Below are 21,383 nucleotides of genomic sequence, written 5' to 3'. Positions count from 1 at the left end.
CCGGCGTGCGCTGGTCATTCATGTCCGTGGCGGCCATGGCGAAGGGTGTGCCTGCGGCCAGGCACAGGACGAAGAGACCTGCGTGAATGCGTTTGCCGATCATGATGGATCTCCTGTTGCTGAAGGGATGCCCTTGATCGGGCAGCGCCTCAGTCCAGGGGTGCTACCGGATCGACCGGAGGTCGCAATGTCTGGGGCGCCTGTATGTAGCGCTCGAAGAAGTCCTGGGTGGCAAGGTTCTTGTGCTTGGCTTCGAACATGATGTCGAAACGATCGATGAACTGCAGTGCATAGCGGTTGGTCCAGTCGTTCCACATGCACTCGCTGTGCTGGTACAGGTCACGCTTGGGCACGTGCTCCAGCAACGCCGGGAGGGTCAGTTTCTCGGTGGCGCTGAAGCCCAGTGCTTGCAGACGCTCGGGCGGTTGCGAGTAGTGCATGGTCGGCCGCACGCCGCGCCAACTGTCGATGATCTGCGCGACCCTGGGCGCGTGCGGTTCGATGTAGGCGTTCTCGTGGATCCAGCAATGATGGATGTCGAGCACCACCGGCGCGAGGTCAGCCAGACCCAGGCAATCGTCGACGCCGTAGGTCTTCTCATCGTTCTCGAAGGTGATGACGTTGCGCGCTTCGCTGGACAACCGTGGCCATACGGCGCGGATGCCGTCGGCGCCGAGGCGACCGGCAATGTGGAGGTTGCATTTGAAATCCTGGAAACGCTGGCCGTAGCCCATCCAGCGGATCATGTCGGCGTGGTACTCGAACTCCGCCAGGCTGTTCTCGACCACCTCGGGACGGTCCGAGCCAAGCACGCAGTACTGACCAGGGTGAAACGAAAGGCGGATGTCATGGGCACGGGCGAAGGCGCCGAGGGCAGCGAAGCGTTGCTGTAACAGCGTTTGCACGTCGGCGTCCTGGTAGAACGCGGCGACGTCGGGATGGCTGTACAGCGGCAGCAGGTCGCTGGACAGGCGCAGCATGTGCAGCATCGGCGGCAACTCGGCGACATGGGCCAGCAGGCGCAACTGGGCGTCGAGGTTGTGCTCCACCAGTTCCAGCAATTTGGCCCGCGCCGCCTCCTGGCTGGCGCCTGACAGCCAGCGCAGGGTGGTGGTGCGCGGGTTGAAGGCGCGTTCGATGGCTTCCAGTGTCTTGATTGACTGGTCGCGGTGGGGATGGCGGTACTGGCAGGCAAAACCGAGGCGCGGCATGAACTGTGTCCTGAGCGGGGCAAGGAGGTCTTTGTCTAGGACAGCGCGGCACGACCAGTCGATCCCTGAGGTTGCGGGTCAGCTCTCGCTGACCTGCACGCGATTGCGCCCGCTGTGCTTGGCCAGGTAGAGGGCTCGGTCGGCATGGCTCAGGGCTTGCGTCGGATCGTCGACGCCATCGTTCCAACGCGCCACTCCCAGGGAAATGGTCACTGCGCCGACAGGCTCGATGGGCGTGTCCTGCACCACCAGTCGCAGGCGCTCGGCCACCACGGCCGCGACTTCCAGGCTGGCACCTGGCAGCAGCATGAGAAACTCCTCGCCGCCGGTACGGCACAGTACGTCGCCTTCGCGGCAGCAGGTGCGCATGAGGCCGGCCAGTGCGCGCAGCACCTGGTCGCCGACATCGTGGCCGTGCTGATCGTTGACCCACTTGAAATGGTCGATGTCGAGCACGATGGCGCAGAACGGGCGCTCGTCGGCCTGCAGCAGCGACAGGGTGAAGTCCAGTCGACGGCGGTTGCCCAGGCCCGTCAGCGGATCGGTCTGCACATCTTGATTGAGACGGCCGATGCGCTCCTGCAGCAAGTTCAGGCTGAACAGCAAGGCGCGCTTGAGCTCGGCGGCCTCGAAGTACCAGGCGCGCACGCCGTGGATACGTTCCAGGGTGTCGGGTCGGTCGAATGCGCGCGCGCCTGCGGCCAGTTTCCAGAGGGGCCGGGTGATGGTCAGCGCCAGCCACCACAGGGCGATACCGGCCAGCAGGGCCAGAGGCACGGAGATTTCCACTACATCGAGGATCAAGCGCTTGGTGGGCGCCAGGGTCTGCGTCAACGGCTGCTGGGCAACGATACCCCAGCCGGTGCTGGGTACCGTGGCGAAGCCGGCGAGCATGTCCACGCCGAAACTGTTGGTTACCTGCTGCACCCCATTGCCGCGGCTGTGCAGTTCGTTGATCAGGCTGTTGGTCTCGATCAGCATGCCCACGCGGTTGGGGTCAGGGTGATAGAGCATGCGGCGTTCGGCATCGACCACGTAGATGTACGAGCCGTCCTGGTAGAAATGCTCGCCCAGCAGTTTCTCCAGAATGTTGTGCTTGCGCAGGTAAAGGCTGCCGCCGACGTATCCCAGGTAGCGGCCGTCTTCGCTGAAGATGGGTTGCGAGGCCACTACGATGAGGTTGTTCGCTGCGGACACGAAGGGCGAAGACACCATGGCCCGTTTGACCCGCAGCGCCTCGGCAGTGCCGGGACTGTCCATGCGCTGGCCGATGATCCCGCGCAAGGGCGCTGGAGAGATGCTGCGCAGCACGCCTTGGCTGTCCACGACGAAGGTGGAGTTGAACGCGTTGCTCTGAGCGAGCAGCCGTTCGGTTTCGGCCAGCATCGAGGTGCCGTCGATCAATGCCTGCGGCAAATCGTGGGCACTGAAGGCCAATTGCTTGAGTGCGTTCTGCATGAACAGCTCGGTAATCGACGCCAACTTGGCCGCGTAGACTCGGTTGGACTCCAGCGCGTGATCGATGAGCAACTGGCGCTGCACTCGGTAGCTGGCGAAGTAGCTGCTCAGAAGCATCACAACGGCGGTGAGCGCCGACAGCAGGAGGATGAGCGTGCGCAGATCCATGCGCAGGCCTTTTTTAGCGTATGGCAATCCTAGGCTCGCTGACTGGGTGGTCGGAATAACCTTACTCGGAATGTGCGGTGGCAGCTATGGGGCGTGGCGAATAGGCCGCGAAAATGCCTCGCCGACCTTCAGCGATCTTCAGTGGCGGGCGCTGCGAGGTTCGCCAGTTCGTCCTGCACCTGTTGCATGCGCTGCGCGGCCAGTGCCTGGACCTGCTTGTCCTGGGCGGTGGCGCGCATCAACCTGGTGAGCTTTTCGCTCAGACGCTTGCCTTCTTCGCTTTCCCCCAGCGCCCGTGCCTTGGCCGGGTCCTGGGTGGCTGCGACGATGCTGTCGAATTCGGCGTCGGTGAAGTTCTTTTCGCTGTAGAGCTTGAACAGGTCGTTGCGCTGGTCTTCGACAGTCAGGTGCTTGCGCAGCACCTGCTTGATGGTGTCCTGCGGCACGGACGGGTGGGTCATCGCCAGCAATTGGGCCATGCGCTCGATGTTGTGGTCGTAGGCTTGCTGCAGCGGCAGGTTGGCCAGGATCCGCTCTTCGCGGGTGGGTTTCTGGTCGCAGGCGGTGAGGGCGGCGAGCAGCAGCAGGGGCAGCAGCAGTTTCGGCAGGCGGGGCATGGAAGAGGCTCGGGTAAGTTCTCGACAGTGTACTACTCCAAGGCAGTCCGGACGACAGCGTGGGAAATGTCCTTGAGAATCGACTGGCAGCGCTGCCGTGCTGGTCGACACCGCGTTTTTGACGCACAGGGCGGTGCGCCGGATTAATGCAGCTCGACTTTCAAAAGGAGCGTTTCATGCACATCGACGAACTGATTGACGCTATTGCCCGCATCTGCCTTTCCGTTCGGTGGAGGCCGCGCAAGCCTTTCTCTCGACCCTGGCGCCTGACGATCAGATCGCACTGATCTCGGCCCTGTATTTCGGCCGCTCGCACTTGGGCAGCGACTGCGTCAACGAGGATTTCCTGCCGTACCTGCGCTCTGGGCAGATGAACCGGCTGTGGGAACAGGACTCCATTGTCCCGGCCGACTTCGCCACCATCCTGTACGAAAAAGGCAGCAATCTGGCCAGCTACTACGACGCGTTCCTGCGTGCCACCAACGGTTCAGGCTACGACCGCGCCGCGTACTGATGCCGCCGGGCGGCGCGTCTCATTCCTTCAGTGGATTGCGCAGGCGCACCCAGACGATGGCGGGCAAGGCCATCAGCAGCCACTTCAGGTACTGGTTCACGGCGAAGCGTTCGCACAGCACGCCGATGGCCGTACACAGCACGACGACCACCAGGAATTGAATCATTCTGCTCATCTGACCGGCCTCGGTTGTTTGCGGGAGGGCGATGGTAACCTCATCGCCCGTCTGCCGTCGCCTCGGCTCACAGGTACTTGAGCCAGCGAATGTCGCGGCGCCCCGCCTTGAACTGGGCGAAACGCTGCACTGGCGGATACAAGGCCACGGCCAGCAGCACCGTCATCGCCCAGACGTCTCCGACGCTGCCGAAGCCGAAATAATCGCCGTGATTGCGCCCGAACATGCCGAGGGCGATCAGGTACAGCACTTTCAGCACATAAAGGTGCAACAGATAGAAGAACATCGGCGCGCTGCCCAGCACCGTCAGCACAGTTATCCAGCGTGTATCACCCACGCGCTCGAACGCGCGCAGCAGTAACAGACCGATGCCGAGGGTGAGCAGCAGGAACAGCAGCGAGGGTGGGTACTTGGTGATGTTGAGCAGGCTCATGACGGTGTGCGTGAGGTCGGGGTGCACACGCCAGGCCGCTTCGCCGTAACCATTGATCGCGCGCAACACGACAAAGCCCAACAAGGCGCCGCAGCCGCCGATCAGCAATTTGCTGGCACGCGATGCGGCATCGCTGCCGCGCGCGAACCAGGGTCCGAGGCCGTAGCCCAGGGCGATCACGCCGATCCAGGGCAGCAGCGGGTAGGTGACGCGCAGGCGCAGTTGTGGCACCACCTCGAGCCAACTGCGCTCATGCAGCACCGCCCAGGGTGCATGCCACAGCGAGTCGGGGGCGACATGCAGGCCGTCGAGCAGGTTGTGTCCGGCCACGATGAGCACACCCAGTGCCAGCAGCATCGGGCGTGGCAGCCAGATCAGCAGCGACAGGGCGATCATGCTCAGGCCGATGGCCCAGATCACCTGCAGGTAGATCACGCTGGGCGGCAGCTGCAGGCTCCAGGCGAGGTTTACCAAGGTCAGTTCGAGCACCACCAGAAACAGGCCGCGCTTGAACAGGAACGCCGAAACGTCGCCCCGGCCCTGATATTTTTCGCCATACAGCCAGGCGCTCAGACCGGTCAGTAGCACGAACACCGGCGCGCACAGGTGCGCCAGGGTGCGGCTGAAGAACAGCGCAGGCTCCGTGGTGTCGATGTCCATCGGGTCGCCGACCTGGCGGTGCAACAGGAAAGTCTCGCGCACGTGGTCCAGCAGCATGAACAGCATGACCAGGCCACGCAGGGCGTCAATGCTGTGCAGGCGAGTAGCAGGAATGTTTGAGTTTGGCATGGGGGAAGTCTGAAAAAAGCGAGATGTTATCTTATTTCTTTTGGCGGTGTGGTGTTGTCTTGCCGCTTCGCAGACCTTTGCCAGCGAAGCGGCACGGCGTCAGAAGCGGTAGTCCAGCGTCGCGAAATACGACCGCGGCGTGCCCAGCAGCCACTGCTCGCCACTGTGGGCCGCGACCACATACTGGCGGTCGAACAGGTTGTTCAGTTGCAGGCCAAGACGTACCTCGGGCAGCACCTGCCAGCCAAGGTTGGCGTCCATCACGGTATAGCCCGGTACGCTGGCCAGGTTCGCAGTGTCGGCGTAACGCTGATCGACGTAGCGCAGGCCGACGCCGGCATCGACGCGCTCGCCGAAGCCTTTGCTCAGCCACAGATTGGCGGTGCGCCGAGGCACATTGGCCGGTCGATTGCCGGCACGATCCTGGAACACGCCATCGACGCTTTCATCGAAATCGTCGTACCGGGCGCGCACCACCGCGGCGTTAGCCGACAGTTGCCATTGCTGGCCCAGGTCCAGCTCCAGGCTGGCTTCCAGCCCGTCCGCGCGCTGCTGGCCGGCCTGCTGCTTGTCATGGGTCAGCGGATCGTCCACCAGCAGCTTCTTCTTGACGATGTGGTACGCCGCCAGGGTCCACTCGCCCCGCCCCTCCCAGAAGCGCTGCTTGAGCCCTAGCTCGGTTTGCTTGGACTCGGTGAGGTCGTAGCCGATACGGCTGGCACTGAGGCTGACCAGGTCGCCCACGCCGTCCTCGCTGGTCGAAAACTGGCCGTACAGCGACAGGTCGTCGCTGACCGCGAACACCAGTCCCGCACGCCAGTTGCCGCCGTTCAGGCTGCGATCGACGCGGCTGTCGTCCACCAGGTTGTCGCGCTCGATATGGTTCTGGTCGCGGCGGATGCCGGTGACCAGCGATAGGCGTTCGCTGAGTTGGGTGCGGTTTTCGGCGAACAGGGCGAAGGTGCGAGTCGTGGACAGGGTTTGCGGGCGGGTCGCGCTGGCGCTCTGGAAACGTCCCGGCGCCGGACTCCAGGGGTCGATGAAGTCGCCGGGTTGCAGGTCGTCGTAGGGCGAATTGCTGTCAACGTTGAAGCGGATCCGGTTGTACTCGGCGCCGACCACGGTCTTGCTGGTCAAACCGAACAGGCTGTGATCGAAACTCAAGCTCTGGCGGTCGCCGACCTGTTCCTGGTTGTGGCGGATTTCAAGGTAGCTCTGCCGGGCCAGCAGGTCGCGATCCGGGTCCCAGCGGTAATCCTCGGCATTGCGCCAGTGCCGACGACTCTTGACGTAGTACAGCTGGTTGCTGGCACTGACGCTGTCGCTGATGGCCCAGTCGGTGTTCAGTCGCGTCCACTCGTCGTGGTAGCGCTGCACGTCGTTGCGGATGTTGTAGTTCTTGTCGCGCAGGCTGCCGTGCAGGCGGCCGTCGATCAGCGGGGTGCCGAAATAGTTCGCCGGCTGGTCATCGCCACGGTCGTGGGCGAGGGTGAAGCTCAGGTCGTCGCTGGCGTCGAAGCGCAGCGCCGCGTTCACCGCGAGGCTGCGCGAATCGGTGCGATCAACCCAGCCATTGCCCTGCTGCTGATCGAGGATCAGCCGGTAGCTGAGCCGCTCGCTCAGGCTACCGCCGCTGTCCAGGCCCGTCTGTTGGCGGTCCCAGGAACCGTAGCCCAGGCGCAGGTGGTTGCGAACTTCGCCTGCCAGGGGCTTTTTCGGGATCACATTGATGACCGCGCCGGTGGCACCTTCGCCGTACAACACCGAGGCCGGACCGCGAATCACGTCGATGCGCTCGACCATCCACGGGTCGACCGGAAAACTCTGGGTGCCGGCACCGGTGTACAGGCGCGAGCCGTCGAACAGGGTCATCACCGAGCTGTGGCCGGTGAAGCCTCGGGCGGAGAGGGCGGTGTTACCGTTGCCGGGCGTGCCGATCGAGGTGATGCCCGGCGTGCGGGTCACGGCGTCCTGTAGGGTACGGTTGGCGCGCTGCTGGATCTGCTCGGCGGTCAGGCTGCTGGTGCTGGCCGGGGTGTCCAAGGCGCTGAGGTTCAGGCGCGAGCCGGCCTGGGTCGGGGTGGCCAGGTCGATGCGCGGCTCTTCCAGCGTGTCAGTGACGGCCGTTGCCGGCAGTGCGAGCACGCCGCCGGTAGAGGTTTCGGCCAGGGACGGCAAGGAGACGGCCATGCAGGCGGCCAGGGTGTGAAGCGTGAAGTGTCGGGACATGTCGTTCCACTGTTGCAGGAATGAATGGATCCCGGTGGAAACAACGCAAAGACGCGCGGCCCCGCACGCAAGCGCGGGACACCGGCCTGCGCCCGCCCACCGCGGGTTTGCCAACTGAAGCTTCAGGCCGGTCTCCGGGCTTGCGAGGATCGTGAAGCCTTCACCTTCCCATGCCGATGCATTGCGGTTGCAATGCCGATACACAGTGGTGTGTTGAAGGATTCGCTCGCTTACCGTTGCGGGGGCAGCGCCGGACTTGTCCGCATGGACGCACCGGCTTCCCGTTTCACCCTGCGCACGGCGGCGCAGGACACCTAAAACTGGCGCGCATATGACCACCTGCCTGTGGGCGAGTCAATCGTTTGAGGGGATGGCGATGTGACAGACCGCAAATTCACGCTTTTTTCTCATATTTTTTTCGAACTTTTCTGGTGCACGTTGTCTCGAAACGACCGTTCGCCCATTTATTCAGTCATGGAGACTTCTGCGAATGTTTACTGCAAAACTGCTGCGTCACGCTTGCGCATTGGCCCTGGTCGGCGCGCCTCTGGCAGCGATGGCTGCGCCCAGCACCGATCCTCTGTTCACCTTCGGTCTGCTGGGCTCGTACAACAAGTTCAAATTCGAAGGCGGCAGCGACTCCGACAAGGAACATATGGGTCAAGGCGGCGTGTTCGCCAACTTTGGCAACAAGATGACCGCCGAATCCGGCTTCGTTTACCAAGTGGGTGCCGAAGCCAAGTACGGCAAGAAAAACGACGACAAGCTCAAGGAAGCTCAGGCTGACCTGGACCTGGGCTGGCGCGCCGCGCTGGATGCGCGCAACTTCGTCGACGTGATCATCGGTGGCGGCTACAGCTGGACCCGCTTCGAACCCGAGATCAACGATCTGGACACCAAGCTGACCTACAAGTCGCCGTTCGCCAAGGCCGCGCTGGGTTACAACCACCAGTTCGACGCCTCCACCCTGCGTGTGGAAGTGGGCGCTCGTCGCAGCATCGACGGCCGCGCGCGTCTGAAGGTCGAGGACTTCGAGAGCGACAGCGTCGACATGAAGGACCGTACCAACCCGTACGCCGAAGTGTCGCTGTTGATGAACCAGCAAGGCGCCATGCCGATTCAGGCCGGCCTCTACTACACCCGTACCGAATACAAGATCGACGAAGATTCGCCGGCTGCCGACAACACCAAGCTCAAGCGTGACGAGTTTGGCGTGAAGGTCGGTCTGGCGTTCTGACCCCGCGTGCCCCCGCCGTCCGGCAGGGGCGCAATGTGCGTGATCGGTAGGGGCTGTGCGACAGCCCTTACCGACCGCGTCGCCGCGACACTTTTGCCTCGATGTTCTTGCGTCCGATCAACAGCGCAGGTTTTTCCGTGACCGGCTCATCGGCCAACCACTTGTACATCACCAGGCAATCCACCAGTCCCAAGTGGGCATGGCGATAGGCCTTGGGCAGTCGCCCGACGATCTCGAAGCCCAGCTTTTGCCACAGCGCCACCGCCACCTCGTTGCTCGACACCACCGAATTGAACTGCAAGGCCAGGAAGCCTTCCTGGCGCGCCAGCTTCTGCGAGTGCTCGCACATCGCCCGGGCCACGCCGCGCCCGCGCGCCTGCTCGGTGACCATGTAGCCGCAGTTGCCCACATGGGCGCCGGGGCCTGCGGCATTGGCCTTGAGATAGTAGGAACCGAGCAACTGACCGTCGGCCTCGGCCACGTAGGTGTGCAGCGGCAGGTCGAGCCAAAGCTGGCGAGCCTGCTGCTGGGTCAGTTGCGGGTCGTAGGCGTAGGTTTCGCGCGCTTGGACGACGTGCTGGAAGGTCGGCCAGAAGCGCTCGAAGTCCTCGGCGGTCATGGGGCGGAGCTGGATCATGGGGGTTCCTACCAGGGCTGGGCAGGCAAGTCTGGCGGCGTGGCTGGCCCCTGGCAAGCCTGGATGAGGGGGCCAAGGCTTGCCAGGGGCCATCAGACCGACGCTGGGTCTAGGCGCGCGCGTCGGCGGGTAGGCAATGCAGCACCAGACGTGCGCCGCCCCATTCGCTGTCACCGACTTCTAGGGTGAAGCCATGCAGGTCGACGATCGCCGCCACGATCGACAGCCCGAGGCCGAAGCCTGGATGACGATGGCCTTCTTCGCTGCGGTAGAAGCGTTTGAGCACGGCGGTCCGTTCCTGTTCGGGGATGCCCGGACCGCTGTCCTTGATGGCCACATGCACGCCCGCGGCGTCCTGCACGGCCTGGATGCGCACCTGTCCGCCTTCGGGAGTGAACTTGATGGCATTGCCGACCAGATTGGCCAGGGCCTCGAACAGCAGTTCGCGGTCGCCGTGCAATGCGGGCAGGTGCGCGGGCTGTTGCAGTGTCAGGCGAATACCGCCGTCTTCGGCCAGGGGCAGGTAGAAGTCGTGCAGTTCGACTAGCAGGTTGTGCGGATCGAGCTCGACGAAGCCGGCGCGGCGTTGGCGGTCTTCCAGCTCACTGATGCGCAGCAGCCCGCGAAAGCGCGCCATGAGTGTGTCGGTCTCACCGATGGCCTGATCGAGGGCCTCGGCCTGGGCGGAGTCGGCACCGCTTTGCTGGCGGATGCGGTAGAGCTGGGCGCGCAGGCGGGTCAGCGGGGTGCGCAGGTCGTGAGCGATGTTGTCGCACACGCCCTTGACCTCGTGCATCAGTCGTTCGATGCGGTCGAGCATGGCGTTGACGATGGCGGCCAGCATGTCCAGTTCGTCGCGCCGCGCCGACAGCGGCAAGCGGTGGGTGAGGTCGCCGGCGACGATCAGCTCAGCGCTGGCCTGCACCGCACGAATGCGCTTGAGCGGCCGTCTGCGCAGCAGGTACCAGCCCGCGAAGCCTGGGATCAAGGTCAGCGAGATACCCCACAGCAGCGCGTGCAGGATGATCCGCGTGACCACGAACAGCGAGCCGTTGTCGCGCACCAGGACCAACCAGCGGCCATCGGCCACCCGCAGACCCACGGCATCGCAACTGTCTCGCGGCAGGTGCGGATCGTCGGCGTCCAGGCAGCGCTTGAGTTCGTGGACCTTGCCATCGAGGGCGAGCTCGGACGGGACCGAGCGTATGCGCCCGCCCAGCGGATTGAGTTGTGCATCGAACAGGCCATAGGCATCGAAGCTGCGCTCTTCGAAGGCCTGGCTGGCGATAAGGGCGTCATCGAGTTGCTTGCCGGACATGTGCACGAACAGGTGCTGACGTTGCAGCATCGAGTGGCGGGTCAGCTTGTTCAGGTAGCTGGTGACCTCGAAGTACAGCACGCCCATGAGGATGCTGCTCCAGGCCACGAACAGGAAGCTGTACAGCGCCAGCAGGCGGCTGGTGGAGGAACTCCAGCCTTTAGACGGGTTCGGCAATGGCATAGCCGGAGCCCCGTACGGTGCGGATCAGGGGCGTCTGGCCGGGGGGATCGATTTTCTTGCGCAGGCGGCCGATGTGCACGTCGATCAGGTTGGTGCCGGGGTCGAAGTGATAGCCCCAGACTTCTTCGAAGATCATCATCCGGGTGATCACCTGGCCGGAATGGCGCATGAGGAACTCGAGCAATTTGTATTCGGTGGGCAGCAGGTTGAGGCTGCTTTCGCCGCGGCGGGCTTCGTGGCTGATCAGGTCCAGCTCCAAGTCGGCGACCTGCAGGCGGGTTTGAGTCATGGGCACGCTGTTGCGACGCAACAGCACTTCGACGCGGGCGGCCATTTCATCGGAGGCGAAGGGTTTGGTCAGGTAGTCGTCACCGCCGGCACGCAGGCCGCGCACGCGTTCGTCGACATCCGAGAGGGCGCTGATCATGAGGATGGGGGTGGCGATCTTCAAGCTGCGCAGGGTGGTGACGATGGTCAGGCCATCGACCTCCGGGAGCATGCGGTCGACGGTGATCATGTCGTAGCCTCCGGCGATGGCTTTGGCCAGGCCTTCGCGGCCGTTGTCTGCCCAGTCGACTTCCAGGCCGTGGCTGGAGAGCTCGGCGACGATTTCCTGGGCGGTGACGGCGTCGTCTTCGATGGTCAGTACGCGGGGCATGCTAATAACCTGATCGGCGGGTGGATGGAGGGATTGTGCCAAAGAATAGAAAAGCAGGAATTTAAGAAAAATTCATCTTGGGTGGGGTTGGGTGTGCTAACTCGGCGCTTTGGCCTTTTTTGGAGGGCTGCTGCTGCTGCTGCTGCTGGGTTTGGGTGAATATCCGGTGGCTTTGGTGAGGCTGATTCACCTTTTCGCCCTTACGGCGACCCCCTTTTTTCTTGGAAAAAAGGGGGCAAAAACCGCTTGCTCCCGCATCCGGCCCCTTCGCTGCGCTGCGGGGTTCCCTCGCGCCGGTGGCACTCCGGGGGTACCGCGCTTAGGGGCCATCCATGGCCCCAAGCGCTTGACGGGCATCCATGCCCGTCAACCCCCTCCATGCCACCTCTGCTCGGCCTCCTGAGGTCGCGAGTGGCGGCGTCTGCACGATTGCGCGCTTAGAAGCGGGGCGGTGGGGCAGATGTTCTGGAGCGCTGCGCGATCGAATCGCCGTTGCCGTTGCCGTTGCCGTTGCCGTTGCCGTTGCCGTTGCCGTTGATCTTGATCTTAGTGCGCGGTAGCCCAATCACCGCCAACCGCGACTTCAGGAGGCCGAGCAGAGGCGTCGCGCAGGGAGGTGACGGGCATGGATGCCCGTCAAGCGCTTGGGGCCAGGACGGCCCCTAAGCGCGGTCCTCCCGGAGCGACGCCGGCGCGAGGGAACCCCTGCGCGCAGCGCAGGGGCCGTATGCGGGAGCAAGCGGTTTTTGCCCCCCTTTTTTCCAAGAAAAAAGGGGGTCGCCGTAAGGGCGAAAAGGGAGAGTGTCAGATTTTTTGTGTGCGGGCCGATAACGGCCTGCCGTCAGGCTGGCCATGCTTTTACCAGGTCGGCCTGATAAATCGATCTCCGTACAGCATCGCGAATTGATTCATCGCATTTTTCCAGTCATGGGCCGCTGAGCCCCAGTTTGCCGTGATGTTCCGCAGCCCCAGCCAGATCAGCTTGGTGGCGGCCTCATCCGTTGGGAAGTGACCACGCGTTTTGATGATCTTGCGTAGCTGGGCGTTGATGCTTTCGATCGCGTTGGTCGTATAGATCACTTTTCGAATGCCTGACGGGAAGACAAAGAATGGAATCACTCGATCCCAGGCTCTTCTCCATGCCGCAACTACCGTTGGGTACTGTTTGCCCCAAGGGCCGTTTTCAAAGGCATCCAGTGCCTGCTCAGCCGCCTCGGCGTTGATGGCCTGATAGATCGGCTTGAGCGCTTTGGCCAGATCACGACGCTTATCCCACGCTGCATAATCGAGACTGTTGCGGATCAAGTGGACGATGCATGTTTGCAGCGTGGTGGCCGGAAACACGGCGCTTAGCGCCTCTGGCATCCCTTTGAGGCCGTCGGTGACGGCGATCAGCACATCCTCAACGCCGCGCGTCTTGAGGTCATTGAAGACCTTCATCCAGAACTTCGCACCTTCGGTATTTTCGATCCAGATCCCGAGAATATCGCGCGTCCCATCGGGTAGAACGCCCAGCGCCAAGTAAATCGCTTTGTTGCGCACAAGGCCTTCTTCGCGAATCTTGACTCGTAGTGCATCAAAGAAAATGACCGGGTACATCGGCTCCAGCGGCCGCTGTTGCCACGCGCCGATTTCCTCCATCACCTCGGCCGTGACCGAACTGATGAAGTCATGCGAAACATCCGTTCCATACTGCTCGGAGAGGAATGCGCGAATTTCCCGAACGGTCATGCCTCGGGCATACATGGCGATGATCTTGTCATCGAAACCGGTATAACGGCGCTCGTGCTTGGGAATCAGGATGGGCGCAAAACTACCGTCTCGATCACGGGGGATATCCAGCCGCAGCGGCCCCTCTCCAGTCAGAACCGTCTTGCCAGTCCTGCCATTGCGCTGATTGGTTTCATCCTCTGGGCGCTGCGCGCCCGGCAGATACCCCAGGTGGTGACTGAGCTCGGCGTTCAAGGCCCGTTCGATCAACGCCTTCTTGAATGCCGCAGAGGCATCTTCGATAGCCTCCGCAGTCATCAGGCCCTCACCGAACTGCTCGAGCAGCTCCTTGGGGATTTTTGGTAGGTCACGCAGGGGTTTCTTCTTGGTTGGCATACATGCACCTCTTGCTCATGTTATGCCCGAACACAAAATTTCTGACATACCCCGAAAAGGTGAATCAGCCTCACCACAGCCAACGGATAAGCCCCCCAAATCAAAACCACCCGCAAAAAAACCAGATCACCGCAAAACCCCACCCCCCCGAAAAACCCGAGCCTCTTCCACCAGCCAATCATGCACCGCCCGTGCCCCCGGCTGAGTCAATCCCCCAGGCGGATACAGCAGCACATACCGCTTGTGATTAGGAATGGCCACCCCAAACGGCACGATCAACGCCCCCCGCTCAAGCTCATCGTTGAGCAACGTGCGCCTGGCAATCGCCACCCCAATCCCGGCAATCGCCGCCTCGATGGTGAGATGGTTGCGATTGAACGTATGCCCCCGCCGCACATCCAGTCCCCCGGCCCCAATCCCCTCGAGATAGAACTCCCACTCCGCGTATTCCGAACTCCCCCGCCAAGCCGTGATGTCATGCAGCAACGGATAGTGCACCAGGTCCGCCGGCCCGTGCAGCGGCGGGCGACCGCGCAGCAGGCTTGGCGAGCACACTGGAAATATCTGTTCGTCCAGCAACGGCGTTGAGAGCATGCCTGGGTAGCTGCCGTCATTGAGGTCGATGGCCAGGTCGAAGTCACCTTCGTTGAGCGCCTGTTTACTGTCCTCGGCCACCAAGCGCAGTTCGATGTCCGGATAGCGCTGCTGGAAGCGCGGCAGGCGCGGCGTGAGCCATTTGGCCAAGAATGAGGGAATCGAACGCAAGCGCAGGGTGCCACGGATCTCGCCTGCGTCCAGGCGCAACAGTTCGGCCTCGATGCTGCCATAGGCTTCGGCAACCGTCAGCGCCAGTCGCTGACCTTCAGCGGTCAGATCCACCCCCGGGCGCGCCGCAGGAACAGCGCAAACCCCAAGCGCTCCTCGAGCTGGCGCATCTGCTGGCTGACCGCGCCGGGCGTGATGTGCAGCTCTTCGGCGCATCGGGTGAACGACAAGTGCCGGGCTGCGCAGGCAAACACGTGAAGCCAGACGAACACCTGACCATTCAATTGGCCTTTCATCGTTTAGTCCTGCTAATGGCTTGTGTAGAAAGTTTCGTTGGTCATGCTGCGACTCGCGCGTCAGTATTACTCATACAAGCGATTCTCACCAATTACCCGCGAGGACTGGGCGGCGCCGACTATCGGCGCACCGGCCAGATATTAGTATGGCTATCAGCGTTTTCGACCTCTTCAAGATCGGCATCGGCCCGTCCAGCTCCCACACGGTAGGGCCAATGCGCGCTGCTGCAACCTTCGCCCAGCACCTGCGCGAAGCGGGTTTGCTGGCCCAGGTGACGCGGGTCGAAGTGCGTCTGTATGGCTCGTTGTCGGCCACCGGCGTGGGCCATGCCACCGACCGCGCCTGTTTGCTTGGGTTGATGGGCCAATGGCCGGACCGGATCGATCCGCACAGCATCGAGCCGCGTATCGAGCAATTGCTGCAGGAGCAGTGCTTGATCCTCGATGGCACGCAACCCGTACCCTTCGACTACGCGCGCGACATGCGCCTGCTCGACGAGAACCTCGCCTACCACCCCAATGCCATGAGCCTGGAGGCCCAGGGCGAGGCGGGCAGCCTGTTGACCGAGACCTACTACTCCGTCGGTGGCGGATTCATCGTCGAGCAGCGCGAGATCGACGCACCGGCCTGCGCCGAGGGCGAGGTCACGCTGCCCTACGAGTTTTCCTCCGGCGCCGAACTGCTGGCGCTGTGCAAGGCCCATGGCCTGAGCGTCAGCCAGCTGATGATGGCCAATGAACGTGCCTGGCGCAGTGACGAAGACATTCGCGCAGGTCTGCTGGCCATCTGGACGGCCATGCGTGAGTGCGTGGAAAACGGCCTGCGCAACGAAGGCATCCTGCCGGGCGGCCTGAAGGTCAAGCGCCGGGCTGCGCGCCTGCATCGAAGCTTGCAGGAACTGGGCAAGCCCAACGTGATCGGCTCAACGCTCAGTGCCATGGAGTGGGTGAACCTGTTCGCCCTGGCGGTCAACGAAGAGAACGCCGCGGGCGGGCGCATGGTCACTGCGCCGACCAATGGTGCTGCCGGAATCATCCCTGCGGTGCTGCACTACTACATGAAATTCAACCCCACCGTCTGCGATGACGACGTGGTGACTTTCCTGCTGGCCGCCGCTGCAGTCGGCATCCTGTGCAAGAAGAACGCATCGATTTCCGGGGCGGAAGTCGGCTGCCAGGGCGAGGTCGGCTCGGCCTGCTCGATGGCGGCCGCAGGCTTGGCCGAGGTGCTCGGCGCCACGCCACCGCAGTTGGAAAACGCTGCCGAGATCGCCCTGGAACACAACCTCGGCCTGACCTGCGACCCGGTCGGCGGTCTGGTCCAAGTGCCGTGCATCGAGCGCAATGCCATCGCCGCGGTGAAGGCCATCAACGCCGTGCAGATGGCGCTGCGTGGCGATGGCGAGCACTTCATCTCCCTCGACCGGGTCATCCGCACCATGCGCGACACCGGGGCTGATATGCACGCCAACTACAAGGAAACCTCGCGCGGTGGATTGGCGGTGGCGTTCGTCGAGTGTTGAGGGCACTCATGGCCAACGCCTGAGCAACCTCGTGTGAATCACCCCAACCGCTCCCGCATCCGATACCACAACATGCCCAACGCCAGCAGCGGCGAGCGCAGGGCCTTGCCGCCGGGGAAGGTCAGGTGCGGCACGGCGCTGAAGATGTCCAGGCCGGTGCTGTGACCGGTGGCGATGGCTTCGGCCAGCAGGCGCGCGGTCCAGTGGGTGACGTTCAGACCATGGCCTGAATAGCCCTGGGCGTAGTAGACGTTCGGCTGCTGTCGCAGCCTGCCGACTTGCGGAAAACGGTTGGCGGTGATGCCGATCATGCCGCCCCATTGGAAGTCCAGGCGCACATCGGCCAACTGCGGGAACACCTTGAGTACCTTCGGACGCATGTAGGCGGCGATGTCCTGCGGATCGCGGCCTGAATAGTGACAGGCGCCGCCGAACAGCAGGCGCCGGTCCGCGGTGAGGCGGTAGTAGTCCAGGCCGACCTTCTGGTCGCACAGCGCCATATTCTGCGGGATCAGGCTGCGCGCCCGTGCTTCGGACAGTGGTTCGGTGGCCACCACGTAGCTGCCGGCTGGCAGCACCTTGCCGCTGAGCCGCGGTTCCAGCTCATCCAGATGCGCATTGCACCCCAGCACCAGACGCCCGGCTCGCACCGTCCCCTCGGAACAGTGCAGGGTCACAGTGTCGCCATGCTCGATCCGCTGCACCGGACTCTGCTCGAACACCCTTACCCCAGGGTGCTGGCCGCACGCGCCTCGCCTTGGACCAGGTCAAGCGGATGCAGATGGCCAGAGCCCATGTCCACCAGACCGCCCGCATACTGGTCGCTGGCGACGATCTCGTGGATGTCCTGCGGGCCGATCAGGCGGGTTTCGTGGGCGTATTCCAAGTCGGCGAGGTCGCGCAGTTCGTCGTCGAACGCGGCGAACTGCGCTGGGGTATTGGCCAGCTCGCAGAAGCCCCAGCGCAGGTCGCACTCGATGCCATAGCGGGCGATGCGCTCGGCCACCAGCGTCACCGAGTCCAAGCCTGCCTGCTTGAGATAGCGCACACCGTCCTGGCCAACATGCCGGGCGAAACCCGACACGTCGTGACCGATGCCACGGATCAATTGCCCGCCATTGCGTCCGCTGGCGCCCCAACCGATGCGGCGGGCTTCGAGCAGGATCACCGAGAGACCGCGCTCGGCCAGCTCCAGCGCGGTGTTGACGCCGGTCAGACCGCCACCGACCACGCACACGTCCGCGTGCAGATCGCCCTGGAGCGTGGGGTAGTGGGTGTTGGCCCGGGCGGTGGCCGCGTAGTAGGAAGCAGTGTGTTCGGTTTGAGGGGGCATCGGCGACACTCGAAATCAGCGGTTGGACTTGATCTTGCTCCAGGAACGGGTCATGAGCCGCATGATCGGCGGACTCTGCATGCTGGACACGTACAAACGATCCAGCACCTCCTGGGGCGGGTAGATCTCGGGGTTGTCGACCAGCGACTTGTCCATGAACGCCTTGGCCTGCGGATTGGCGTTGGCATAGCCGACGGTGGTGCTCACCTTGGCGATCACCTGCGGGTCGAGCAGGTAGTTGATGAAGGCCAGGGCCTGCTCCGGGTTGCTGGCGTCCTTGGGAATGGCCAGCAGGTCGAACCACAGGTTGCTGCCTTCCTTGGGAATGCTGTAGGCGATCTTCACCCCGTTATGGGCTTCCTCGGCACGGTGGGCAGCCTGGAACACGTCGCCGGAGTAGCCGAAGGCCACGCAGACATCGCCATTGGCCAGGTCCGAAACGTACTTGGAGGAATGGAAGTAGGTGATGTAGGGCCGCAACTGCAGCAAGCGCGCTTCGGCTTTGGCGAAGTCCTTGGGGTTTTCGCTACGCGGGTTCATGCCCAGGTAGTTGAGGACCGCTGGGAAGAGTTCGTCGGGCGAGTCCATGAACGCCACGCCGCACTGCTTGAGCTTCTTCAGGTTCTCGGGCTCGAACAGCACCGCCCAGGAATCGATCTTGTCGATGCCCAGCACGGCCTTGACCTTGTCCACGTTGTAGCCGATGCCATTGGTGCCCCACAGGTAAGGCACCGCATAGCGGTTGCCCGGATCGTTCTGCTCCAGTTGCTTGAGCAGCTTCGGGTCCAGGTGCTTCCAGTTCGGCAGCTTGCTGCGGTCCAGCGGCAGGAAGGCCCCGGCCTGGGCTTGGCGGGCGAGGAAGTGGTTCGAGGGCACCACCACGTCGTACCCGGTGCGTCCGGCCAGCAACTTGCCTTCGAGGGTCTCGTTGGAGTCGAACACGTCATAGACCACCTTGATGCCGGTGCTGGCTTTGAAGTCGGCCAAGGTGGTGTCACCGATATAGTCGGTCCAGTTGTAGACGCTGACCGTCGGCTCGGCCTGGGCCGCCGCACCGAACAGCAAGGCGAAGGCGGTAGGAATCAGGGTTTGCAGATGACGCATGTCGACACCTCTTGTTATTCGAATGGAGGAGAGCGCGGGATCTGCCGGCTCAAACGCTCAGCAGCAGGAATTCCCGCTCCCAGGAACTGATCACCCGCTTGAAGTTTTCGTGCTCGGCGCGCTTGACCGCCACGTAGCCCTGCACGAACTGGCGCCCCAGATACTGTTCCAGCACCTGGCAGTCCTCCATGTGCTGCAACGCATCCTCGATGGTGATCGGCAGGCGCAGGTTGCGCCGCTCGTAGGCGCGACCCTGCACCGGCGCGCTCGGTGCGATGCGCTCGACCATGCCCAGGTAGCCGCACAGCAAGCTGGCGGCGATGGCCAGGTAGGGGTTGGCGTCAGCGCCTGGGAGGCGGTTCTCCACCCGCATCGCCTCGGGACTGGAGGTGGGTACGCGCAGGCCGGCGGTGCGGTTTTCCTCGCCCCACTCGACGTTCACCGGGGCCGAGGTGTCCGGCAGGAAGCGGCGGAACGAATTGACGTTGGGCGCGAACATCGGCAACACCTGCGGGATGTACTTCTGCAGCCCGCCGATGTGGTGCAGGAACAGCTCGCTCATGCTGCCATCCTCGTTGGCGAACACCGGTTTGCCGGTGGCGATGTCGACCACGCTCTGGTGCAGGTGCATGGCGCTACCGGGCTCGTCGGTGATCGGCTTGGCCATGAAGGTGGCGGTGACGTTGTGCTTGAGGGCAGCCTCGCGCATGGTACGTTTGAACACGGTGATCTGGTCGGCCAGGTCCAGCGCATCGCCGTGACGGAAGTTGATTTCCATCTGCGCCGGGCCGTCCTCGTGGATCAGCGTGTCCAGGTCCAGGCACTGGATTTCGCACCAGTCGTAGACATCCTCGAACAGCGGGTCGAATTCGTTGGCGGCATCGATGGAGAACGACTGCCGACCGCTCTCGGCGCGGCCTGAGCGTCCCACGGGCACCTGCAAGGGCAAGTCCGGGTCTTCGCAGCGCTGGGTCAGGTAGAACTCCATTTCCGGCGCCACAATCGGCTGCCAGCCCTTGTCGGCGTACAGTTTGAGCACCTTCTTCAAGACGTTGCGCGGCGACAGCTCGATGGGGTTGCCGTGTTTGTCGAAGGTGTCATGAATGACGATGGCGGTCGGCTCGATCGCCCAGGGAATCTGATACACCGCCGTAGGGTCCGGGCGACAGATCATGTCGATGTCGGCCGGGTCGAGCAGGGCGTAGTAGAGGTCGTCGTCGACGAAGTCGCCGGTGACCGTCTGCAACAGCACACTTTCAGGCAGGCGCATGCCGCCCTCGTTGAGGAACTTGTTGGTCGGCGCGATCTTGCCACGGGCGATGCCGGTCAGGTCGCTGACCACGCATTCCACTTCGGTGATGCGGTGTTCTTTCAGCCAGGCGGACAGCTGATCGAAAGGGGCGTTCATACAGACCTCTTGGTTGGGTTTTGGTGGTGGGTGCGGACTTGCCTGTGCAGTGGAACGCCGAGCGTCCATCGCCAAGCCCCTTCCCACGGGGCGCGCTGGGGACTATCTTGGGCGCAGCCCGTCAGGGCGATCTATCCGTTTTGTTCGTCAGAAAATGCACCATAAGAGTGCAAGAAGGACGCCGCGTGAACAGGCAACCCGCCTTGCAGGTCCAGGCTTACAGCACCTCCGATATCGGTGAGCAAGTGCGCGCCACTCCTGGATGGCAGCAGCACTATCGGCAGATGTCGCCCGGGCATTTCAGCGGCCAGTTGCGTTGCCTGGCGCTCGAGGGTGTGGAGGTCTACGAAGAATCGCTCAACACCCGCGTCGAGCAGTTCTTTCGGGCGCCGCCCGGCTCGCTGACCTTCTGTTTCGACCAGGTCGAGCACAGCCTCTACCTGCTCAACGAACACAGCCGCAACCTGTGGATCACGCCGGAGAACTACCGCGAGGTCGCCGTGGTGTTCGACCAGGCCTTCCTGCAACGGCATGGTCTGGACCTCGAGCACCTGCGGGGCTTGTTCATGGTGCCGCTGGGCAGTGGACAGAACGCCCTGTTCGGCCGCTGGCTCAGCACCACGCTGACCCGCCTCACCCAGGCCGACTGTCCCGTGCAAGGGCAGGCGCTGGCCGAGCAACTGCTCGAAGACTGCCTGTTCATCCTCGACAGCGCCTGCCAACGGCTGCAGGGCCCGGCGCAGGATCAACACGAGCAGGCGCGGGCGATCATGCAGCGGGTCGGCGACTGGGCAGCCGACTGTCCCGAAGAGACCCTCAATTTACTGGGGTTGGCGCAGGTGGCGGGGGTGTCGCTGCGCCAGTTGCAGCACGCCTTCAAAGCCTTCACGGGCATGCCGCCGGCGCAGTGGCTGCGCTTGCGCCGTCTCAACGGCGCGCGCCGAGACCTGCTGCGACCGGACGCGGGAGACGTGACGGTAGCAGAGGTGGCGATGCGCTGGTCCTTCTGGCATCTGGGGCGGTTTTCCGAAAGTTATCGCCAGTTGTTCAAGGAACTGCCGAGCCAGACGCTACGGCGGCGGCGCTGAGCCCGCCACAGCGTCCGGATCAACCGTCCGATTGCTCTTCAGGCGGCACCTGGCCGTCCGGCCATTCTGGCGCCTCCGGCTCGGTCTCCGGCACGGGTACTTCATCTCCGGGATTGTGCGGAATCGGATCGAC

The 21,383-nt window shown here is 63.3% G+C and carries 16 protein-coding genes, 2 pseudogenes and 1 riboswitch; of the genes and pseudogenes, 4 read left to right on the top strand and 14 right to left on the bottom strand.

The window, feature by feature from the left end:
- Positions 1-149 precede the first annotated feature (149 nt).
- The 3 genes from GKC70_RS13255 to GKC70_RS13245 form a co-directional block, all read right to left on the bottom strand.
- Positions 150-1,211 (bottom strand): UV damage endonuclease UvsE, encoded by a 1,062-nt coding sequence (locus tag GKC70_RS13255; protein ID WP_342648907.1) that lies wholly within the window; start codon positions 1,209-1,211, stop codon positions 150-152.
- Between the two features lie 78 nt (positions 1,212-1,289).
- Complete coding sequence (locus tag GKC70_RS13250) at positions 1,290-2,864, bottom strand: sensor domain-containing diguanylate cyclase (RefSeq protein ID WP_342648906.1); 1,575 nt, start codon at positions 2,862-2,864, stop codon at positions 1,290-1,292.
- Between the two features lie 101 nt (positions 2,865-2,965).
- Complete coding sequence (locus GKC70_RS13245; protein WP_342648905.1) at positions 2,966-3,454, bottom strand: hypothetical protein; 489 nt, start codon at positions 3,452-3,454, stop codon at positions 2,966-2,968.
- A 229-nt stretch (positions 3,455-3,683) separates the two neighbouring features.
- Here GKC70_RS13245 and GKC70_RS13240 point away from each other — a divergent pair, with 229 nt between their 5' ends.
- Positions 3,684-3,968: a hypothetical protein gene (locus GKC70_RS13240; protein ID WP_342648904.1), complete on the top strand. Its 285-nt coding sequence runs from the start codon at positions 3,684-3,686 to the stop codon at positions 3,966-3,968.
- A gap of 19 nt (positions 3,969-3,987) precedes the next feature.
- Here GKC70_RS13240 and GKC70_RS13235 read toward each other — a convergent pair whose 3' ends face one another.
- The 3 genes from GKC70_RS13235 to GKC70_RS13225 all read right to left on the bottom strand — a co-directional run bounded on the left by GKC70_RS13235 (position 3,988) and on the right by GKC70_RS13225 (position 7,594).
- The gene (locus tag GKC70_RS13235) at positions 3,988-4,143 is read right to left on the bottom strand and encodes a hypothetical protein (protein WP_155290521.1); all 156 of its coding nucleotides are present in this window, start codon (positions 4,141-4,143) and stop codon (positions 3,988-3,990) included.
- A gap of 67 nt (positions 4,144-4,210) precedes the next feature.
- The gene (locus tag GKC70_RS13230) at positions 4,211-5,365 is read right to left on the bottom strand and encodes a DUF1624 domain-containing protein (RefSeq protein WP_342648903.1); all 1,155 of its coding nucleotides are present in this window, start codon (positions 5,363-5,365) and stop codon (positions 4,211-4,213) included.
- A 99-nt stretch (positions 5,366-5,464) separates the two neighbouring features.
- Complete coding sequence (locus tag GKC70_RS13225; RefSeq protein WP_342648902.1) at positions 5,465-7,594, bottom strand: TonB-dependent receptor; 2,130 nt, start codon at positions 7,592-7,594, stop codon at positions 5,465-5,467.
- Positions 7,595-7,701: 107 nt separating this feature from the next.
- A riboswitch (cobalamin riboswitch) is annotated at positions 7,702-7,927 on the bottom strand.
- A gap of 157 nt (positions 7,928-8,084) precedes the next feature.
- Between GKC70_RS13225 and GKC70_RS13220 the strand changes: the two genes are divergently transcribed.
- Positions 8,085-8,831, top strand: coding sequence for an outer membrane beta-barrel protein (locus GKC70_RS13220; protein WP_342648901.1), 747 nt, complete (start codon positions 8,085-8,087; stop codon positions 8,829-8,831).
- A gap of 67 nt (positions 8,832-8,898) precedes the next feature.
- Here the strand turns inward: GKC70_RS13220 and GKC70_RS13215 are convergent, their stop codons facing one another.
- The 5 genes and pseudogenes from GKC70_RS13215 to GKC70_RS13195 all read right to left on the bottom strand — a co-directional run bounded on the left by GKC70_RS13215 (position 8,899) and on the right by GKC70_RS13195 (position 14,794).
- Positions 8,899-9,468, bottom strand: a complete 570-nt coding sequence (locus GKC70_RS13215) for an N-acetyltransferase (protein WP_116888083.1) — start codon at positions 9,466-9,468, stop codon at positions 8,899-8,901.
- Between the two features lie 109 nt (positions 9,469-9,577).
- Positions 9,578-10,969: a HAMP domain-containing sensor histidine kinase gene (locus tag GKC70_RS13210; RefSeq protein WP_342648900.1), complete on the bottom strand. Its 1,392-nt coding sequence runs from the start codon at positions 10,967-10,969 to the stop codon at positions 9,578-9,580.
- Complete coding sequence (locus GKC70_RS13205) at positions 10,947-11,627, bottom strand: response regulator transcription factor (RefSeq protein ID WP_039577318.1); 681 nt, start codon at positions 11,625-11,627, stop codon at positions 10,947-10,949. The genes GKC70_RS13210 and GKC70_RS13205 overlap by 23 nt, the downstream gene beginning before the upstream one ends.
- A gap of 858 nt (positions 11,628-12,485) precedes the next feature.
- Positions 12,486-13,733: an IS256 family transposase gene (locus GKC70_RS13200; RefSeq protein WP_342648746.1), complete on the bottom strand. Its 1,248-nt coding sequence runs from the start codon at positions 13,731-13,733 to the stop codon at positions 12,486-12,488.
- Positions 13,734-13,859: 126 nt separating this feature from the next.
- Positions 13,860-14,794: pseudogene (locus tag GKC70_RS13195) on the bottom strand (LysR substrate-binding domain-containing protein).
- Between the two features lie 146 nt (positions 14,795-14,940).
- Here GKC70_RS13195 and GKC70_RS13190 point away from each other — a divergent pair.
- The gene (locus GKC70_RS13190; protein WP_342648899.1) at positions 14,941-16,317 is read left to right on the top strand and encodes an L-serine ammonia-lyase; all 1,377 of its coding nucleotides are present in this window, start codon (positions 14,941-14,943) and stop codon (positions 16,315-16,317) included.
- A 38-nt stretch (positions 16,318-16,355) separates the two neighbouring features.
- On the opposite strand, the pseudogene GKC70_RS13185 reads toward GKC70_RS13190, so the two are convergent.
- From GKC70_RS13185 to GKC70_RS13175, 3 genes and pseudogenes are all read right to left on the bottom strand, one after another.
- Positions 16,356-17,650 (bottom strand): annotated as a pseudogene (locus tag GKC70_RS13185) (FAD-binding oxidoreductase).
- A 15-nt stretch (positions 17,651-17,665) separates the two neighbouring features.
- Entirely contained in the window at positions 17,666-18,754 is a 1,089-nt protein-coding gene (locus tag GKC70_RS13180; RefSeq protein ID WP_342648898.1) for a polyamine ABC transporter substrate-binding protein, read from the bottom strand.
- Between the two features lie 49 nt (positions 18,755-18,803).
- A complete protein-coding gene (locus GKC70_RS13175) occupies positions 18,804-20,162 on the bottom strand; it encodes a glutamine synthetase family protein (RefSeq protein WP_342648897.1) in 1,359 nt (452 codons plus the stop codon).
- A 185-nt stretch (positions 20,163-20,347) separates the two neighbouring features.
- Here GKC70_RS13175 and GKC70_RS13170 point away from each other — a divergent pair, with 185 nt between their 5' ends.
- Positions 20,348-21,250, top strand: coding sequence for a helix-turn-helix domain-containing protein (locus GKC70_RS13170; RefSeq protein WP_342648896.1), 903 nt, complete (start codon positions 20,348-20,350; stop codon positions 21,248-21,250).
- Positions 21,251-21,383 lie beyond the last annotated feature (133 nt).

It is taken from the genome of Pseudomonas sp. REB1044, from assembly GCF_038813925.1.
Taxonomy (GTDB): Bacteria; Pseudomonadota; Gammaproteobacteria; order Pseudomonadales; family Pseudomonadaceae; genus Aquipseudomonas; species Aquipseudomonas boreofloridensis.
The sequence above is the reverse complement of the archived record's forward strand: the minus strand, read 5'-3'. Positions and strand labels throughout refer to the sequence as shown.

Excerpts from the sequence above, each read along its gene's own strand:
- GKC70_RS13200 (WP_342648746.1), bottom strand. The coding sequence starts at position 13,733 with ATGCCAACCAAGAAGAAACCCCTGCGTGACCTACCAAAAATCCCCAAG.
- GKC70_RS13205 (WP_039577318.1), bottom strand. The coding sequence starts at position 11,627 with ATGCCCCGCGTACTGACCATCGAAGACGACGCCGTCACCGCCCAGGAA.
- GKC70_RS13210 (WP_342648900.1), bottom strand. The coding sequence starts at position 10,969 with ATGCCATTGCCGAACCCGTCTAAAGGCTGGAGTTCCTCCACCAGCCGC.
- GKC70_RS13220 (WP_342648901.1), top strand. The coding sequence starts at position 8,085 with ATGTTTACTGCAAAACTGCTGCGTCACGCTTGCGCATTGGCCCTGGTC.
- GKC70_RS13235 (WP_155290521.1), bottom strand. The coding sequence starts at position 4,143 with ATGAGCAGAATGATTCAATTCCTGGTGGTCGTCGTGCTGTGTACGGCC.
- GKC70_RS13225 (WP_342648902.1), bottom strand. The coding sequence starts at position 7,594 with ATGTCCCGACACTTCACGCTTCACACCCTGGCCGCCTGCATGGCCGTC.
- GKC70_RS13190 (WP_342648899.1), top strand. The coding sequence starts at position 14,941 with ATGGCTATCAGCGTTTTCGACCTCTTCAAGATCGGCATCGGCCCGTCC.
- GKC70_RS13175 (WP_342648897.1), bottom strand. The coding sequence starts at position 20,162 with ATGAACGCCCCTTTCGATCAGCTGTCCGCCTGGCTGAAAGAACACCGC.
- GKC70_RS13245 (WP_342648905.1), bottom strand. The coding sequence starts at position 3,454 with ATGCCCCGCCTGCCGAAACTGCTGCTGCCCCTGCTGCTGCTCGCCGCC.
- GKC70_RS13215 (WP_116888083.1), bottom strand. The coding sequence starts at position 9,468 with ATGATCCAGCTCCGCCCCATGACCGCCGAGGACTTCGAGCGCTTCTGG.
- GKC70_RS13230 (WP_342648903.1), bottom strand. The coding sequence starts at position 5,365 with ATGCCAAACTCAAACATTCCTGCTACTCGCCTGCACAGCATTGACGCC.
- GKC70_RS13255 (WP_342648907.1), bottom strand. The coding sequence starts at position 1,211 with ATGCCGCGCCTCGGTTTTGCCTGCCAGTACCGCCATCCCCACCGCGAC.
- GKC70_RS13180 (WP_342648898.1), bottom strand. The coding sequence starts at position 18,754 with ATGCGTCATCTGCAAACCCTGATTCCTACCGCCTTCGCCTTGCTGTTC.